We start from the raw sequence: 16319 nt of genomic DNA on the forward strand, positions 1-16319 counted from the left end.
CCGGCTGTCTTTTTCTGTGGGGGGCCCGGGGTTGTTCCCCCTTTGTTTTTGTGTGGCGTCCGCCATGGGCGCTCCCCCGCGTGCGTGTTGACGGTGAAGGCCGGTACGGACCTGGGGTCCGTACCGGCCTTCACCGTCTCCTGGATCCGGTCTCCTGGATCCGGTCTCCTGGATCCGGTCTCCTGGATCCGGTCTCCTGGATTCGGTCTTCTGGATCCAAACTTCTGGATCCGGTGGGGTCAGCTCTCCGCGGGCACCGGGGTGTGAAGCGGGGAGGGGCCGGGGGTCGGCTCGGCCGCCGCCTCCGGGACCTTCTCCAGGGCGACCGTGGCCGCCGCCCGCCGCTCCGGCAGGAGGTCGAGGACGGCCTGCCGGTCGGTGTCGCCGACGGCGTCGTCGTACGGGTCGGGCGTGGCCGGCACCTGGAGGCGGAGGACCGGGCCGGTGCCGAGGCGGGCGTAGCCGCGGCCCGGCGGGACCTGCGGGGTCGGCGTGGTGTGCGGCGCGGCGCCCAGCACCGCGGCGATCTGCTCGGGGGAGGCGGGGCCGAGGACCACGCGGGCGCGGGTGTGCGCGCGTACCCCCTCGTGGAGCGCGTCGGCGGTGTCGAACTGCTCCGCCACCACCACCGTCACCTGGGCCGCCCGTCCGTGCCGCAGCGGCACCTGGAGCAGCTCCTGGGGGTCGGGCCGGCCCTCGGCGGCGGCCAGGTGGCCGAGGACGCCGGGGCGGTCGAGGAGGATCCACAGCGGGCGGCGGGTGTCCGCGGGGGCGGGGTGCCCGGCCTGCCGGGCGCGGTTCGCGGTGATCAGCCGCCGCTCGGTCTCGTGGGAGGCCCATTCCAGGCTCTCCAGGGCGCCGGACAGCTCGCTCTCGACGCCGAGGACGCCGTCGCGGCCGACCAGGCAGGCGTACTCGCCGGCGCCGGCTCCGTCCACGATCAGCACGTCGCCGTGGGCGAGCGCCTGGAGCGCCAGGGAGCGCAGCAGGGAGGTGGTGCCGCTGCCGGGCTGGCCGACGGCGAGCAGGTGCGGTTCGGTGGAGCGGGGGCCGGTGCGCCAGACGACGGCCGGCGCGTCCTCGGAGCCGTCCGCCGAGACGACCGGCACGGTCCGCTGCACGGCGTCGGCGTCGGTGAAGCCGAGGACGGTCTCGCCGGGGGCGGTGACGAACCGCTGGGCGGCGATGGTGGTCGGGAGGGCGGGCAGCACGTGCATGACGAGCCGGTTGCCCTCCTCGTCCCAGTCGAAGAGGTACTCGCGGCCGCGCCCCGACTTGGCGTGCAGGAGCTGCTCGATGCGGGCGCGCGAGGCGGCCTCGCCGTCGGTGAAGTACGGAGGGTAGGAGATCCGCAGCCGCGTCAGGCGGCCGCTGTCGTCGAAGGCGTGGTCGCCGAAGGCCCGGGCCCAGTCGCCGCCGTGGGCGAAGAGCGGGTCGGGGTCCTCGGGGACGGAGAAGTACGGCACCAGGGCCTCGTAGAGCCCCTTCAGCCGGGCCACCTCCGCCTCGTCGGGGCCGGTCTTCACGACCGGTCTCTCACGCCCCTTCCACGCGGCGGCGCCCATGAGCGCGACGAGCGCGAGGAGCGGCCCGTACGGCACGAGGGCGACGACCAGGACGCAGGCCGCGACCAGGAACAGCGTGGGACCGCGCCGTTCCTTGGGGGTCGCGGCCCACTTGGCGCGCGCGGTCGCGGCCAGCTTCCGCAGACCACGGGAGACCGTGATCAGCGGGTGGAGCACGTCGGTGGCGCTGTCGGCGGCCGACCGCGCGATCTCTCGGCCGCGCGCGAGCTGCGCGCCGCCGTTGCTCAGAATGCGGGGGAGTGGTCGCCGGGACACGTCGTACTCCTGGAGTGGTGGAAGGGGGTGAGTGGCGTCAGAACTTGATTCCGCCCAGCAGGCCGGCCAGGCTCTGGCCGCCCGCGGTGATGCTCGGTGCGATGGCGGTGCCCGCCAGATAGAAGCCGAAGAGCGCGCAGACGAGGGCGTGCGAGGCCTTGAGGCCGTCCTTCTTGAAGAACAGGAAGCAGATGATGCCGAGCAGGACCACGCCTGAGATGGACAGGATCATTGGGTGTTCTCCTGGTTGAGGGGACAGTCACGATGAGTCCTTCCAGGTTCACGGCAAGTATCTATGTGACTAAAGGTGCATTCGGGTGAATAGTGGGTGTTTTCACTTGACCGGCGGACGGTGATCGCCGTCCCGGGTGGCGAAACCGTCGAAGTGGGGTAAGGGAGCCACGAGAGGCGGAGGTCACGGGGGTGGACGCCGTGATCCTTGCCTCGGCCGGACGCGGTCATGTCACCGCGTGGGCAGTACCCTGTCGATTCACTCGTACGGCCGCGCTTGCCGTGCGCAGGTCAAGGGCAGGCGATACCGGGCGACACGCGCGCGGTACGCGGTCGGAGCACGGAAGGCGGTTGTGAACATGAGCGAGACCCCGGACCCCGAGGTCGTCGAGCTGGCGTCGAAGGTCTTCGACCTGGCGCGCACCGGTGACGCGGCGGCCCTCGCCGCCTACCTCGACGCGGGCGTCCCCGCGAACCTCACCAACGACCGGGGCGACACCCTCCTCATGCTCGCCGCCTACCACGGCCACGCCGACGCGGTCACCGCCCTCCTGGAGCGCGGAGCCGACGCCGACCGCGCCAACGACCGCGGCCAGACCCCGCTCGCCGGAGCCGTCTTCAAGAGCGCCGACGCCGTCATCCACGCCCTCCTCGCCGGCGGCGCGAATCCGGAGTCCGGCACTCCGTCCGCCCTGGACACCGCCCGCATGTTCGGCAAGACCGAACTCCTGGAGCTCTTCACCACCAGGTGAACGCGGCCTGAACCCCAGGTGGGAACGGGTCCGTAAATGTGGTCGCGACCGTGCGGACGGTCGGTCATCATGACGACAAGCCCGGCCGTCCGACCGGGCCACGGACGAGAGGCAGAGGAAGATGAGCAGCGCGCACAAGCGACGTACGACGGACGGCCCGACCTGTTGTCCCACGGCCTACTAGGCCGGGCTCCGCGCGGACGGGCCCAGCGCCCGACCCCGACCACCCGGTCCACCCGTCGTGACGACAGCTTGATGTGAGGCGTCTTCCCATGTTCGAACCAGCCATAGCGCCGAGCGGCACTCTGCTCGGCCTGCTGCAGAGGGGCCGCGGCGACGGCACCCTGCACGCCCTCGCCGCACCGCGCCCCGAGGCCCTCGCGGCCCTCGACCACTGCGTGCTCGCCGACCCGCGCCACGACTGGCGGGTCGAGAACCGCTCCCTCTACTACGCCCGGCTCTACCTCGACCTCCACGGAGGCCTGGAGGCCATCGAGGCGCACCTCTTCGCGCCCGAGGACCACCTCGACGCCGAGGAGCAGCGCACCGGCCTCGCCCTCGCCGTCCTCGGCCACCTGGCCTCCTACGGCCGCCACGACGCCCTGCTGCTCCTCCGGCGCTACGCGGCCACCGGCTCCAACTGGGCCTGGGCCCTCGACGAGCTCGCCCTGCGCGACGACGACGCCGGACTGCGCTCGCTCGCCGAGCCCGTCCTCGCCCGCTTCCCGCAGGACGAGGCCGGCGACACCGCGCTCGCCGGCACCGTCCGCGACGCCTTCGAGCCCCGCCCCTGGCGGCTGTGGGCCGAGGACCAGCGCGACGCCGTCGGCGCCCGCGTCCGCGCCGCCCAGGAACACGGCTCCTTCGACCGCTGGCAGCGGCAGCTGCGCCCCGCCGGTCCCCGCCCCGGCTGGAGCGTCCGCGCCGTCCTCGACTGGGCCCAGGAGGGGTACGAGCGCGGCGCCGACCTCGCCGGACCCGCCGCCCGCTGCCTGGCCGCCGTGGCCGGGGCCGAGGACCGCCCCGAGCTGCTGGCCGCCGCCCGCTCCGGCGCCCCCGGCGCCCGCGCCGCCGCGCTGCACCACCTGGCCGCCACCCGGGACCCCGCCGTCCTCGACCTCGTCGAGGCCGCCGCCGACGCCGTACACCCCCTCGATACGGCCGCCGGCACCACTCCCGGACAGGCCGGGCCGTACGCCGACGTGCCCGGAGCCGTCGACCGCGAGGCGCTCGCCGCCGCCCGGGCCGCCGTCACCGCCTACCTCCGCATGTGCGGCGAGGACGCGGTCGCCCGCGCCCGCGCCTGGATCCACCGCACCGACCCCCTCGGCGCCGCCGCCGGCCAGACCCTCGCCGCGCGCGGCGAGGACCGGGACGCCGGGCTCGTCCTCGGCGCCCTGCGCACCGCCATCCGCACCGGCGGGCCCGACGCGGCCGCCCTCGGCGTCCTCGTCGACGGCGCCGGCCGGCTCGGCATCGCCTGCGCGGCACCCGTGCTGCGCCACGTCTACCGGGAGACGGCCTCCTCCCAGCTGCGCGGCCGCACGGCCCGCGCCCTCGCGGCCACCGACCCCTCCTTCGCCAGCGGCTTCGCCGTCGAGTGCCTCTGGGACTGCGAGGAGACCACCCGCGAGATCGCGGCCCAGCACGCCGAGACGGCCGACGCGCGCGTGGCCGAGCGATTGCGCCGCCTCGCCGCCGACCCGGCCGAAGAGGTCGAGGTCCAGACGGCGGTCCGCAACCGCATCGGCCCCGACCTCCAGGTCTGAGCCGACCCACCACCGCCCCGGCCCGGGGCGGCGCGGCCCCCGGCGAACCCCGCCGAGCGTGGCCCCGCCCCGGGACCGGAAGGCTTGGCCCTGTCCCGGGACCGGAAGGCTTGGCCCTGTTCCGGGAACCGGAAGGCTCCGGCCTGCCCCGGCGGTGCCTGCCTCGGATGTGAGGGCCGCCGCGCCGACGGTCCCGGGTGACCTTGTCCTTTGTCCCCGGCGGCTCCGGCTTCGGGGAAGGCCCTCCCCGGCCCGGGCTCCGGGTATCGGAGCCGGGGCCGCGGGGGCCGGGCGGGAAAAGCTCACGGGACGTTCCCCCGGTGTCCAGATCCACGTCGGCGGGGACACGTCGGGCGCGACGAGAACACCCGTATGCGTGTCGTCATCGTCACCGAATCCTTCCCCCCTGACATCAACGGTGTGGCGCACTGCGCCCTGCAGACCGCGCGCCACCTCGCCCGCCGGGGCCACCAGCCCCTCGTGATCGCCCCGGCCGTCCCCGACCCCGCCGCCGACGCCGACGCACCGTGCCCGGTGGTCCGCGTCCCCTCCCTGCCCCTGCCCGGCTACGCCCAGGTCCGCGTCGCCCTCCCCAGCCGCCGTGTCGCCGCCGCCATCGCGGCCCACCGCGCCGACCTCGTCCACCTCGCCGGCCCCTTCGTCCTCGGCGTCCGCGCCATGGCCGCCGCCACCCGCCTCCGGGTGCCCGCCGTCGCCGTCTACCAGACCGACCTCGCCGGATACGCCCGCACCTACGTCGGCACCGGCGAGGGCACCGCCTGGCGCCGGCTCCGCGCCGTCCACGGCGCCGCCGACCGCACCCTCGCCCCCTCCCGGGCCGCCCGCCGCGACCTGGAGGCCCACGGCATCGAGCGGATACGCATCTGGGGCCGGGGCGTCGACACCGACCGCTTCCGCCCCGACCGCCGCGACCCCGGACTGCGCCGGGCCCTCGCCCCCGACGGCGAACTCCTCGTCGGCTACGTCGGCCGGTTGGCCCCCGAGAAGCGGGTGGACCTCCTCGCCGCCACGGACGGGCTCCCCGGCGTCCGGCTCGTCGTCGTCGGCGACGGACCCAGCACGGCCGGCCTGCGCGAACGCCTCCCGCACGCCCACTTCCTCGGCCGCCGTACCGGCGACGACCTCGCCCGGATCTTCGCCTCGCTCGACGTCTTCGCCCACACCGGCCCGTACGAGACCTTCTGCCAGACCGTCCAGGAGGCGATGGCCAGCGGACTGCCGGTGATCGCCCCGGCCGCCGGCGGCCCCCTCGACCTCGTCGCCCACCGCCGTACCGGCCTCCTGGTGCCCCCCGAGGACCCCCTCGCGCTCCGCGAGGCCGTCACCGCCCTCGTCGCCGCGCCCGCCCTGCGCGAGGCCTACGGCCGGGCCGGGCGCGCCGAGGTCGAGGGGCGCACCTGGGAGGCGCTCGGCGACGAACTCATCGGCCACTACCTGGAGGTCCTGCGGGAGCGGACGGCGGTGGCGGCGTGAACGGGCGTACCGCCTCGGCGGCCGGTCTCGCGCGGGCGCGCGCGTACCCCGCCTCGTACGGCCGCGACGGGCTGCGGATCGTGCGGCTCGCGAACTTCGTCACCCCCACCTCGGGCGGCCTCCGGACCGCGCTCGACCGGCTCGGCCGGGGCTACCGCGCGGCCGGACACGAGCCCGTCCTGATCGTCCCCGGGGCCACCGCCGCCGACGAACCGGCCGAACAGGGCCGGGTGATCACCCTGCCGGGGCCCGAACTCCCCGGCACCGGCGGCTACCGCGTCCTCGCCGACCGGCGCCGGCTCGCCGAGCTCCTCGAACGGCTCGCCCCGGACCGCATCGAGGTCTCCGACCGCACCACCCTGCGCTGGACCGGGGAGTGGGCCCGGCGCGCCCGCGTCCCCTCCGTGATGGTCTCCCACGAGACCGCCGACGGCGTCCTGCGCACCTGGGGCGTCCCTGGGCCGCTCGCGGCCCGGGCGGCGGACCGGCTCAACCGCCGCACCGCCTGGGCCTACGGCCGGATCGTGTGCACCACCGCCTGGGCGGAGGACGAGTTCGTCCGCCTCGGCGCCCGCAACGTCGTACGCGCTCCGCTCGGCGTCGACCTGGAGCACTGCCGGCCCGGGCGGCGCGACCCCGCCGTACGGGCCCGGTACGCGGAGGGCGCCGGGGTCCTGCTGCTGCTCTGCTCCCGCCTCTCCGTGGAGAAGCGGCCCGGCACGGCGGTCGAGGCGCTCGCCGGTCTGCTCGACGCGGGGGTGCCGGCCCGGCTGGTCGTCGCGGGCGACGGGCCGCTGCGCGCCGGCCTGGAGCGGCGGGCCCGGGAGCGGGGCCTGCCGGTGCGGTTCCTCGGTCACGTCGCCGACCGGGAGGAGCTCGCCGGCCTCCAGGCGGCCGCCGACCTCTGCCTGGCGCCCGGCCCCGCCGAGACCTTCGGGCTCTCCGCCCTGGAAGCGCTCGCCTGCGGCACCCCCGCCGTCGTCAGCGCCTCCTCCGCGCTCCCGGAGGTCGTCGGCACGGCCGGGGCCGCGGCCGCCGACACCCCGGCCGCCTTCGCTGACGCCGTCCGCGGCCTGCTGGCCCTGCCGGAGCCCGTCCGCAGGGCCGCCGCACGCGCGCGTGCGGAGCAGTTCTCCTGGGACCGGTCCGTGGCCGCCTTCCTCCGCGCCCATGAAGCGGCCACCACGAGGGGTGGCGTGGCGGCCAGCGTTTCGGATCCGATGTCCAAAGTCCCGGATCCAATATCCACCCGCCCGGATCCAGTAGCCACCGTCCCGGATCCGGCGTCCGGGATTTCGGATCCAATGTCCGCCGTCCCGGATCCGATATCCACCGGCCCCCTCCCCACCACCCACGCCGCCGTCGCTGCCCCGCCCCGGCCGCAGGCGGTCGGCGGATGAACCCGGTCCGGGAGGACCGCGTCCCGGCCCAGGGGCCCGGCCCGGAGTCGGTCCCGGAACCGGGCCGGGCAGGCGCGTCCCCCGCTCTCGCGGGGGCCGCGCCGCTGCGGTTCGTCGTGCTCGGGGACTCGTTCAGCGAGGGGGTCGGGGACCGGGTCGGCGGCGTGTGGCGCGGATGGGCGGAGCTGCTCGCCGGCGGGCTCGCCGGGCCCGGGCAGCGGGTCGAGTACGTGAACCTCGCCGTCAGCGGCGCGCTCAGCGCGGACGTCGCCGAGACGCAGGCCCCCCGCGCCGTCGCCCTCCGGCCGCACCTCGCCTCCGTCGTCGTGGGCGTCAACGACACCCTGCGGCACACCTTCGACATCGGGGTGTTCGCCCGCCGCCTGGACCGGGTCCTGGCGGCGCTCGACGCGGCCGGAGCCGTACTCCTGACGGCCTGTCTGCCGGACCCGGGGCGGATGCTCGGGCTCCCGGGGCCGCTGGCCCGGCCGCTCGCCCGCCGCCGTACGTCCGTGAACGCGGTGGTGCACGCGCTGTCGGCCCGGCGCGGCGCCGTCCACGTCCACCTCGCCGACCCGACCTGGACCGAGGACCGGCGGTTGTGGAGCGCCGACCGGCTCCATCCGGGCGAGCGCGGCCACCGCGCGGTCGCCGGGGCCTTCCACCGGGCCCTGGCGGAGCGCGGGCTCGCCCGGGGGCCCGCGCCCTCCCCGGAGGCGTCCGAGCCGCCGCCCACCCGCGCCGAGACCGCCCTGTGGCTCGCCACGGCCGGGACCGGCTGGGTGCTGCGCCGCAGCCGCGACCTGCTGCCGCAGCTGCTGCTGCTCGCGGGGGAGGAACTGCTCCACCGGACGGACGGCGACGGCGGCGGCGGAGCGCTCGACGCGCGCGCCGCGACCGCCCTCGCCGAGGCCCTCGCGGCCACAATGGAGGAATGAGCGGGCGCTGGGAGTTCTGGATCGACCGGGGCGGCACCTTCACCGACGTCGTGGGACGGCGGCCCGACGGGCGCCTCGTCACCCGCAAGGTCCTCTCCCACGACCCGGCCCGCCGGCAGGACGCCGCCGTGGCCGGGATCCGGCTCCTCATGGGCCTCGCCCCCGGCGAACCCGTCCCCGCCGACCGGGTCGCCGTCGTCAAGATGGGCACCACCGTCGCCACCAACGCCCTCCTGGAGCGGCGCGGGGAGCCGACCCTGCTGCTCATCACGGAGGGCTTCCGCGACGCCCTGCGGATCGCCTACCAGAACCGGCCCCGGCTCTTCGACCGGCACATCGTGCTGCCCGAGGCGGTGTACGCGCGCGTGGCCGAGGTCCCCGAGCGCGTCGACGCCCACGGCGCGGTCGTCCGCCCCCTCGACGAGGACGCCGTCGCCGCCGCGCTCGCCGCCGCCCACCGGGACGGGATCAGGTCCGTAGCCGTCGTCCTGATGCACGGCTACCGCCACCCTGAGCACGAACAGCGCGTCGCGGCCGCCGCCAGGGCCGCCGGCTTCACCCAGGTCAGCTGCTCGCACGAGGTCAGCCCGCTCATCAAGCTCGTCCCGCGCGGCGACACCACCGTCGTCGACGCCTACCTCTCCCCAGTGCTGCGCCGTTACGTCGACGAGGTCGCCGCCGAACTCGCCGGGATCCGCCTGATGTTCATGCAGTCCAACGGCGGACTGCGGGAGGCCGCCCACTTCCGCGGCAAGGACGCCGTCCTCTCCGGCCCCGCCGGCGGCGTCGTCGGCATGGCCCGCACCTCCGCCCAGGCCGGACACGACCGCGTCATCGGCTTCGACATGGGCGGCACGTCCACGGATGTGTCGCACTACGCCGGGACGTGCGAGCGTGAACTCGGTTCACAGGTCGCCGGGGTGAGGATGCGGGCACCCATGATGAGCATCCACACCGTCGCCGCCGGCGGCGGCTCCGTCCTCCACTACGACGGGCGCCGCTACCGCGTCGGACCCGACTCGGCAGGCGCCGTCCCCGGCCCCGCCTGCTACCGGCGCGGCGGCCCCCTCACCGTCACCGACGCCCAGGTGATGCTCGGCCGGATCCAGCCCGGCCACTTCCCGGCCGTCTTCGGCCCGGACGGCGACCGCCCCCTCGACGCCGACGTCGTCCGCGCACGGTTCACCGCCCTCGCCGAGGAGGTCGGCGGCGGCCGCACCCCCGAGGAGGTCGCGGCCGGCTTCCTGCGGATCGCCGTCCTCGACATGGCCAACGCCGTCAAGAAGATCTCCGTCCAGCGCGGCCACGACATCACCCGCTACGCCCTCACCTGCTTCGGCGGCGCCGGCGGCCAGCACGCCTGCGCCGTCGCGGACGCCCTCGGCGTCGACACCGTCCTCGTACCCCCGCTCGCCGGTGTGCTCTCCGCGTACGGCATCGGCCTCGCCGACGCCACCGCCCTGCGCGAACGCTCCGTCGAGGCCCCCCTCGACGACCCCGAAACCCCCGCGCGCGTGACCGGCGTCGCCGCCGAACTCGCCGACCGCACCCGGGCCGAACTCCGTGCCGACGGCCTCCCGGACACCGCGATCACGACCCACGCGCGCGTACTCCTCCGCTACGCCGGCACCGACGCGAGCCTCCCCGTCGACCTCGGCCCCGCCGAGGAGATGGCCGCCGCGTTCACCGCCGACCACCGCGCCCGCTACGCCTTCACCATGGACAAGCCGCTCGTCGCCGAGGCCGTCACCGTCGAGGCCGTCGGCACCGCCGGACCCCACGGCCCCGTCCACGTCCCCGCCGGAGCCCGCACCGGCCCCCTCGTCCCCCGCGCCACCGTCCGCACCCACGACGGCGCCACCGCCTCCGACACCCCGCTCCACCGCCGCGAGGACCTGCGCCCCGGCGACACCGTCGACGGGCCCGCGATCCTCGCCGAGGACGACGCCACCACCGTCGTCGACCCCGGCTGGCGCGCCACCGCCTCCGACACCGGCCACCTGCTGCTCACCCGGGCCGTCCCCCGCCCCGCCCGCACCGCCGCGGGCACCGACGTCGACCCGGTCCTCCTGGAGGTCTTCCACAACCTCTTCATGGCCATCGCCGAGCAGATGGGCGTCCGCCTGGAGAACACCGCCCACTCCGTCAACATCAAGGAACGGCTCGACTTCTCCTGCGCCCTCTTCGACGCCGAGGGCAACCTCGTCGCCAACGCCCCCCACATCCCCGTCCACCTCGGCTCCATGGGCGAGACCGTCAAGGAGGTCCTGCGCCGCCGCACCGGCGACCTGCGCCCCGGCGACGTCTACGCCGTCAACGACCCGTACCACGGCGGCACCCACCTGCCCGACGTCACCGTCGTCACCCCGGTCTTCGACGACGGGGGAGAGGAACTCCTCTTCCTCGTCGCCTCCCGCGGCCACCACGCCGAGATCGGCGGCATCACCCCCGGCTCCATGCCCGCCTTCAGCCGCACCATCGACGAGGAGGGCGTCCGCTTCGACGACTGGCTCCTCGTCCGCGACGGCGGGCTCCGCGAGGCCGAGACCCGCGCCCTGCTCACCGGCGCCCCCTACCCCTCCCGCGACCCCGACACCAACCTCGCCGACCTGCGCGCCCAGATCGCCGCCAACGAGAAGGGCATCGAGGAACTCCGCAAGACCGTCGCCGAGTTCGGCCTCGACGCCGTCCAGGCCTACATGGGCCACGTCCGGGCCAACGCCGAGGAGTCCGTCCGCCGCATCGTCGCCCGCCTGGAGGACGGCACCCACCGGTACGAGACCGACTCCGGCGCCGTCATCCAGGTCGCCGTCCGCGTCGACCGCGAACGGCGCTCCGCCGTCCTCGACTTCACCGGCACCTCGCCGCAGCTCCCCGGCAACGCCAACGCCCCCACCGCCGTCGTCATGGCCGCCGTCCTGTACGTCTTCCGCACCCTCGTCGACGAGTCCATCCCCCTCAACAGCGGCTGCCTGGAGCCCCTGGAGATCCGCGTCCCGCCCGGCTCCATGCTCGCCCCCGAACCGCCCGCCGCCACCGTCGCCGGGAACGTCGAGACCTCCCAGGCCGTCACCGGCGCCCTCTACGCGGCCCTCGGCGTCCAGGCCGAGGGCTCCGGCACCATGAACAACCTCACCTTCGGCGACGACCGCGTCCAGTACTACGAGACCCTCGCCAGCGGCTCCGGCGCGGGCGACGGCTTCGACGGCGCCGACGCCGTCCAGACCCACATGACCAACTCCCGCCTCACCGACCCCGAGATCCTGGAGTGGCGCCACCCCGTCCGCCTCGACGCCTTCGCCGTGCGCGAGGGCAGCGGCGGCCGGGGCCGGTGGCACGGAGGCGACGGCGTGGAGCGGCGGCTGCGCTTCCTGGAGCCGATGACGGTCGCCCTCCTCACCGGACACCGCAGGGTGCCCCCGTACGGCATGGCGGGCGGGGAACCCGGCGCGCTCGGCGAGAACCTCGTCGAGCGCGCCGACGGCACCGTGGAGCACCTGGACGGCGCCGCGACCACCGAGGTCGCCCCCGGCGACGTGCTGGTCGTCCGCACGCCCGGCGGCGGGGGCTACGGCACGCCGCCGCCGGACGGCACTACCGGCTCGTGACGAACCGGACCCGGGTCCCCGGCACGGCCTGCGCGGCCGCCCCCAGGTCCCCCTCCCGCACCACCGCCACCACCGGATAGCCGCCGGTCGTCGGATGGTCGGCCAGGAAGACCACGGGCCGCCCGTCCGGCGGCACCTGCACCGCCCCCAGGACCATGCCCTCGCTGGGCAGCTCCCCGGGGCGGGCCCGCTCCAGGGCGGGCCCGTCGAGACGCAGCCCGATCCGGTTGCTCGCCGAGGACACCAGGTACGCGCGCGTGGTGAGGGCCCGGAGCGCGCCGGCGGTGAACCAGTCGTCGCGCGGCCCGAGCCGGACCCGCAGGACGAGTTCGTCCGGCGGGCCCGGCCAGGGGGGAGCGTCGACCGACCCCCGTACGGCCGTGGCCGCCCCCAGCGGCAGGACCGCCCCCTCGGCCAGCGGCGCCGGGCCGAGCCCGGACAACAGGTCGGTGGAGCGGCTGCCGAGCACCGGTTCGACGGCGATCCCGCCGCCGAACGCCACGTACGAGCGCAGCCCGCGCACGGCGGGCCCGACCTCCAGGAGCGCCCCGGCCGGGACCCGTACCGCCGTGCCCCAGGGCAGCGGCCGGCCGTCCGCCCGGACCGGGCAGGGCGCCCCGCCCACCGCCACGGTCACCGCGCTCCGGGGCCGCAGCGCGCAGCCGTTGACGGTGGTCTCCAGGACGGCGGCGTCCTCGGCGTTGCCGGCCAGCCGGTTCACCAGCCGGGCGGCGGCCGGGTCCAGGGCCCCCGAACGGGGCACGCCCAGGTGCGCGAAGCCCGGCCGCCCCAGGTCCTGCACGGTGGTGAGGGCGCCGGCCCTGACGACGGCGACGGCACGGTCGTTCATCGGCCGGCCCCCGTCCGGGGCGCGGGCACGAACCGTACGCGCGTGCCCGGCGAGAACAGCGCCGCCGGCTCCCGCCCGGTGTCCCACAGGACCGCGTCCGTCGACCCGATCAGCTGCCAGCCGCCCGGCGAGGAACGCGGGTACACCCCCGTGTACGGCCCCGCCAGCGCCACGGACCCGGCCGGCACCGCCGTCCGGGGCGTCGCCCGGCGCGGCACCTCGTACCGCGCCCCGAGCCCCGTCAGATAGCCGAAGCCCGGCGCGAAACCGCAGAAGGCGACCCGGAACTCGGCCGAGGAGTGGATCCGTACCGCCTCCTCCGGCGACACCCCCCACCGGGCGGCCACCTCGGCCAGGTCCGGCCCGTCGTACCGCACGGGCACCTCCACGACCTCGCCCACGCGCGCGTGCCCCGGCCGCGGCTCCCACCCGGGCAGTTCGGCCGCGAGCCGCGCGGGCCCGGCCACCCCGTCGAGCAGTACCGTCCGCGCCGCCGGCACGATCTCCCGTACGCCGGGCAGCGCGCCGGCCGCACGGCGCCGCAGCAGCTCCGCGTGGAAGGCCTCGGCGGCGGTGGCGTCGGCCAGTTCGACCAGGAGGGCGTGTTCGCCCACCCGCAGCACCCTCACGCGAAGGCCCCCACGGTGACCCCGGCCGACTCCAGGCCCGCCCGGACGCGCCGGGCCAGCTCCACCGCGCCCGGGGTGTCCCCGTGCAGGCAGAGCGAGCGCGCCCGCACGGCCACGGCCGTCCCGCAGTGCGCGGTGACCGTGCCCGCGCGGACCAGCGTCACCGACCGCTCGACCACCGCGTCCGGATCGTGCACCACGGCCCCCTCCTGCCCCCGTGGCAGCAGGGAACCGTCGGCCCGGTAGGCGCGGTCGCCGAAGGCCTCGGAGACCACCGGGAGCCCCGCCCGCCCCGCCGCCTCGTGCAGCCGTGAACCGGGCAGCCCGAGCACCGGCAGCGCGCCGCCCGCGAGCAGCACCCCTTCGACGACCGCGGCCGCCTGCTCCGCGTCCCGCACCACCCGGTTGTAGAGCGCCCCGTGCGGCTTCACGTACGCCACCCGGGAGCCGGCGGCGCGGGCGAAGACCTCCAGGGCGCCGATCTGGTACGCCACCTCGGCGGCCAGCTCCGCCGGCGGCACCTCCATCGCCCGCCGCCCGAAACCGGCGAGGTCCCGGTAGGACACCTGGGCCCCGATCCTCACCCCCCGCTCGGCGGCGAGCTCGCACACCCGCCGCATGGTGACCGCGTCCCCCGCGTGGAAGCCGCAGGCCACGTTGGCGCTGGTGACGACGGAGAGCAGCCGCTCGTCGTCGGTCAGCGTCCAGCGGCCGAAGCCCTCCCCGAGATCGGCGTTCAGGTCGATCGAGACCCCGCTCATGATGGTGCTGTTCCTTTCACCGGTGCTGTGGTGCCGTGGTGCGGTCGCGCTGTGCTGTGCTGTTCGCCGCGTTCGCCGCGTTCGCCGTGTTCGTCTGTTCGTCTTGACTCTTCGTGCTCAGAAGGCGATCCGGTACTCCTCGTCCCGGACGTCGGTGACGAACATCCGTCCCGGCGCGTGGGTGATCGCGAACGGCGGGCGCGAGGCCACGACCGCCGCCTGCGGGGTGACTCCGCAGGCCCAGAAGACCGGCACGTCCCCCGGCTCCGCGACCACCGGGTCCCCGAAATCGGGCCGGTCCAGGTCGCGGATGCCGAGCGCCGCCGGGTCGCCCGCGTGCACGGGCGCCCCGTGGACGGCCGGCAGCAGACCGCTGATCCGCCGCGCCACCGGCACGAGCCGCGCCGGGACCGGCCGCATCGACACGACCATCGGACCGCGCAGCCGCCCCGCCGGCCGGCAGGCCCGGTCCGTGAGGAGGACGTCGTAGGCCCAGTCGGCGGGGACCGCGATCAGGTTGGCCTGGGCGTGGCCGGGTGCCCAGCCGGCCGTCGGGCCCGCCGTCCCGGCCCGCGCACGCGCGCGTGCCTCGCGCGGACCGGGGACCGACGGTCCCCTGAGGGCGCCGCCGTTCACCCGAGCTCCTTCCCGCGCGTCTCCGGCAGGCCGAGCAGCGCGACGACCGCGATCCCGTACCCCACCGCGCCGAAGACCAGCGCCCCGCCGACGCCCCAGCTCTCCGAGAGGAAGCCGACCAGGGTCGGGAACACCGCGCCGATCGCGCGGCCGGTGTTGTACGTGAGCCCCTGGCCGGTGCCGCGCACCGGCGTCGGGTACAGCTCGGCGAGGAAGGAGCCGAAGCCGCTGAAGATGGCCGACATGCAGAAGCCGAGCGGGAAGCCGAGGATCAGGAGGAGGGTGTTCGCGCCCGCCGGGATCTGGGTGTAGGCGAGCACCGACGCCGCCGACAGGACGGCGAAGAGCGCGATGTTCCGCTTGCGGCCGATCCGGTCCGTCAGATGGCCCCCCGTCAGGTAACCGATGAACGCGCCGGAGATCAGCAGCGTCAGATAGCCGCCGGTGCCGACGACGGTCAGCCCGCGTTCGGTCTTGAGGAAGGTCGGCACCCAGGTGGCGAGCGTGTAGTAGCCGCCCTGCACGCCCGTGGAGAGCAGGATCGCGAAGAGCGTGGTGCGCAGGAGGCCGGGCCGGAACACCGCCCGCAGGGAACCCCGTTCCGGGCTCGCCACGCGTGCGGCCGCGGCCTGCGGGGCGTCCTCCACGTGCCGCCGGACCCAGAACACGAGCAGCGCGGGAAGGGCGCCGGTCCAGAACAGGATCCGCCAGGCGAGGTCGGCGTCGAAGAACTGGAAGACCAGCGTGTAGACGATCACCGCGAGGGCCCAGCCGGCCGCCCACGCCGACTGCACGGCGCCGAGCGTACGGCCCCGGTGCCGGGCGGAGGCGTACTCGGCGACCAGGATCGCCCCGACCGCCCACTCGCCGCCGAAGCCCAGGCCCTGGAGCGCCCGGAAGACCAGCAGGGTCTCGTAGTTCGGCGCGAACCCGCAGAGGACGGTGAAGAGCGCGTACGTGATCACCGTGATCATCAGCGCCTTGACGCGGCCCACCCGGTCGGCGAGGACGCCCGCGAGCGCGCCGCCCACCGCCGAGACCACCAGGGTCACCGTGGTGAGCAGTCCGGTCTGGCCCTTGTCGAGGCCGAAGTAGGCGGCGATCGCCACCATCGACAGGGGGAGGGTGAAGAAGTCGTAGGAGTCGAGGGCGTAGCCGCCGAACGCGCCGCCGAAGGCGCGCCGACCGCGCGGGCCGAGGGCGCGCAGCCAGCCGAAGGCGCCGGTCGTGCCCGTGCCTTCGGTGGGGTCGGGGGTGTCGTCCTGGGAGTGCTGCCGGGTCTGTGCCGTGCTCATCTGCACCTCGCAGTTGGGGAGGCGTGCCGGAGAGACGTACGAGAGGGCCGTGCGGGGCAGTGCGGGGCCGTGCGGGGTGTAAGGGCGGTGCGGGCGGTGCGGTGGCGTCAACGTA

13 protein-coding genes are annotated in these 16319 nt (G+C 75.9%); 6 read left to right on the forward strand and 7 right to left on the reverse strand.

Annotation, left to right across the window (positions count from 1 at the left end; translation table 11 throughout):
• Positions 1–239: 239 nt before the first annotated feature.
• Positions 240–1841 carry a hypothetical protein gene (locus ABZ621_RS35035; RefSeq protein WP_360610837.1) on the reverse strand — a complete coding sequence of 534 codons (1602 nt, stop codon included), beginning with the start codon at positions 1839–1841 and terminating at the stop codon, positions 240–242.
• Positions 1842–1878: 37 nt separating this feature from the next.
• Positions 1879–2073, reverse strand: coding sequence for a hypothetical protein (locus ABZ621_RS35040; protein WP_030493667.1), 195 nt, complete (start codon positions 2071–2073; stop codon positions 1879–1881).
• 358 nt (positions 2074–2431) lie between these two features.
• Here ABZ621_RS35040 and ABZ621_RS35045 point away from each other — a divergent pair, with 358 nt between their 5' ends.
• From ABZ621_RS35045 to ABZ621_RS35070, 6 genes are all read left to right on the forward strand, one after another.
• Positions 2432–2824 (forward strand): ankyrin repeat domain-containing protein, encoded by a 393-nt coding sequence (locus ABZ621_RS35045; RefSeq protein WP_360610838.1) that lies wholly within the window; start codon positions 2432–2434, stop codon positions 2822–2824.
• A 272-nt stretch (positions 2825–3096) separates the two neighbouring features.
• The gene (locus ABZ621_RS35050; protein WP_360610840.1) at positions 3097–4593 is read left to right on the forward strand and encodes a HEAT repeat domain-containing protein; all 1497 of its coding nucleotides are present in this window, start codon (positions 3097–3099) and stop codon (positions 4591–4593) included.
• 372 nt (positions 4594–4965) lie between these two features.
• A complete protein-coding gene (locus tag ABZ621_RS35055) occupies positions 4966–6087 on the forward strand; it encodes a glycosyltransferase family 1 protein (RefSeq protein ID WP_360610842.1) in 1122 nt (373 codons plus the stop codon).
• A gap of 71 nt (positions 6088–6158) precedes the next feature.
• Entirely contained in the window at positions 6159–7487 is a 1329-nt protein-coding gene (locus ABZ621_RS35060) for a glycosyltransferase (protein WP_360610906.1), read from the forward strand.
• Positions 7484–8425 carry an SGNH/GDSL hydrolase family protein gene (locus tag ABZ621_RS35065; RefSeq protein ID WP_360610843.1) on the forward strand — a complete coding sequence of 314 codons (942 nt, stop codon included), beginning with the start codon at positions 7484–7486 and terminating at the stop codon, positions 8423–8425. The genes ABZ621_RS35060 and ABZ621_RS35065 overlap by 4 nt, the downstream gene beginning before the upstream one ends.
• Entirely contained in the window at positions 8422–12033 is a 3612-nt protein-coding gene (locus ABZ621_RS35070) for a hydantoinase B/oxoprolinase family protein (protein ID WP_360610845.1), read from the forward strand. The genes ABZ621_RS35065 and ABZ621_RS35070 overlap by 4 nt, the downstream gene beginning before the upstream one ends.
• Here ABZ621_RS35070 and ABZ621_RS35075 read toward each other — a convergent pair.
• From ABZ621_RS35075 to ABZ621_RS35095, 5 genes are all read right to left on the reverse strand, one after another.
• Positions 12020–12883: a biotin-dependent carboxyltransferase family protein gene (locus ABZ621_RS35075; RefSeq protein ID WP_360610847.1), complete on the reverse strand. Its 864-nt coding sequence runs from the start codon at positions 12881–12883 to the stop codon at positions 12020–12022. The two genes, ABZ621_RS35070 and ABZ621_RS35075, sit on opposite strands and share 14 nt — an antisense overlap.
• Positions 12880–13512: an allophanate hydrolase subunit 1 gene (locus ABZ621_RS35080; protein ID WP_360610848.1), complete on the reverse strand. Its 633-nt coding sequence runs from the start codon at positions 13510–13512 to the stop codon at positions 12880–12882. Before ABZ621_RS35080 ends, ABZ621_RS35075 begins: the two co-directional genes overlap by 4 nt.
• Positions 13509–14273, reverse strand: a complete 765-nt coding sequence (locus ABZ621_RS35085; RefSeq protein ID WP_360610850.1) for a 5-oxoprolinase subunit PxpA — start codon at positions 14271–14273, stop codon at positions 13509–13511. The genes ABZ621_RS35080 and ABZ621_RS35085 overlap by 4 nt, the downstream gene beginning before the upstream one ends.
• Positions 14274–14390: 117 nt before the next feature.
• The gene (locus ABZ621_RS35090) at positions 14391–14909 is read right to left on the reverse strand and encodes a DUF1445 domain-containing protein (RefSeq protein WP_360610851.1); all 519 of its coding nucleotides are present in this window, start codon (positions 14907–14909) and stop codon (positions 14391–14393) included.
• A complete protein-coding gene (locus ABZ621_RS35095) occupies positions 14906–16204 on the reverse strand; it encodes an MFS transporter (protein ID WP_360610853.1) in 1299 nt (432 codons plus the stop codon). The genes ABZ621_RS35090 and ABZ621_RS35095 overlap by 4 nt, the downstream gene beginning before the upstream one ends.
• Between the last annotated feature and the right edge of the window lie 115 nt (positions 16205–16319).

It is taken from the genome of Streptomyces sp. NPDC007863 (assembly GCF_040633895.1).
GTDB lineage: Bacteria > Actinomycetota > Actinomycetes > Streptomycetales > Streptomycetaceae > Streptomyces.

What these genes read in the sequence shown, in the direction of transcription:
- ABZ621_RS35040 (WP_030493667.1), bottom strand. Translation starts at nt 2,073, where the DNA reads ATGATCCTGTCCATCTCAGGCGTGGTCCTGCTCGGCATCATCTGCTTC.
- ABZ621_RS35055 (WP_360610842.1), top strand. Translation starts at nt 4,966, where the DNA reads ATGCGTGTCGTCATCGTCACCGAATCCTTCCCCCCTGACATCAACGGT.
- ABZ621_RS35045 (WP_360610838.1), top strand. Translation starts at nt 2,432, where the DNA reads ATGAGCGAGACCCCGGACCCCGAGGTCGTCGAGCTGGCGTCGAAGGTC.
- ABZ621_RS35065 (WP_360610843.1), top strand. Translation starts at nt 7,484, where the DNA reads ATGAACCCGGTCCGGGAGGACCGCGTCCCGGCCCAGGGGCCCGGCCCG.
- ABZ621_RS35095 (WP_360610853.1), bottom strand. Translation starts at nt 16,204, where the DNA reads ATGAGCACGGCACAGACCCGGCAGCACTCCCAGGACGACACCCCCGAC.
- ABZ621_RS35050 (WP_360610840.1), top strand. Translation starts at nt 3,097, where the DNA reads ATGTTCGAACCAGCCATAGCGCCGAGCGGCACTCTGCTCGGCCTGCTG.
- ABZ621_RS35070 (WP_360610845.1), top strand. Translation starts at nt 8,422, where the DNA reads ATGAGCGGGCGCTGGGAGTTCTGGATCGACCGGGGCGGCACCTTCACC.
- ABZ621_RS35075 (WP_360610847.1), bottom strand. Translation starts at nt 12,883, where the DNA reads ATGAACGACCGTGCCGTCGCCGTCGTCAGGGCCGGCGCCCTCACCACC.
- ABZ621_RS35085 (WP_360610850.1), bottom strand. Translation starts at nt 14,273, where the DNA reads ATGAGCGGGGTCTCGATCGACCTGAACGCCGATCTCGGGGAGGGCTTC.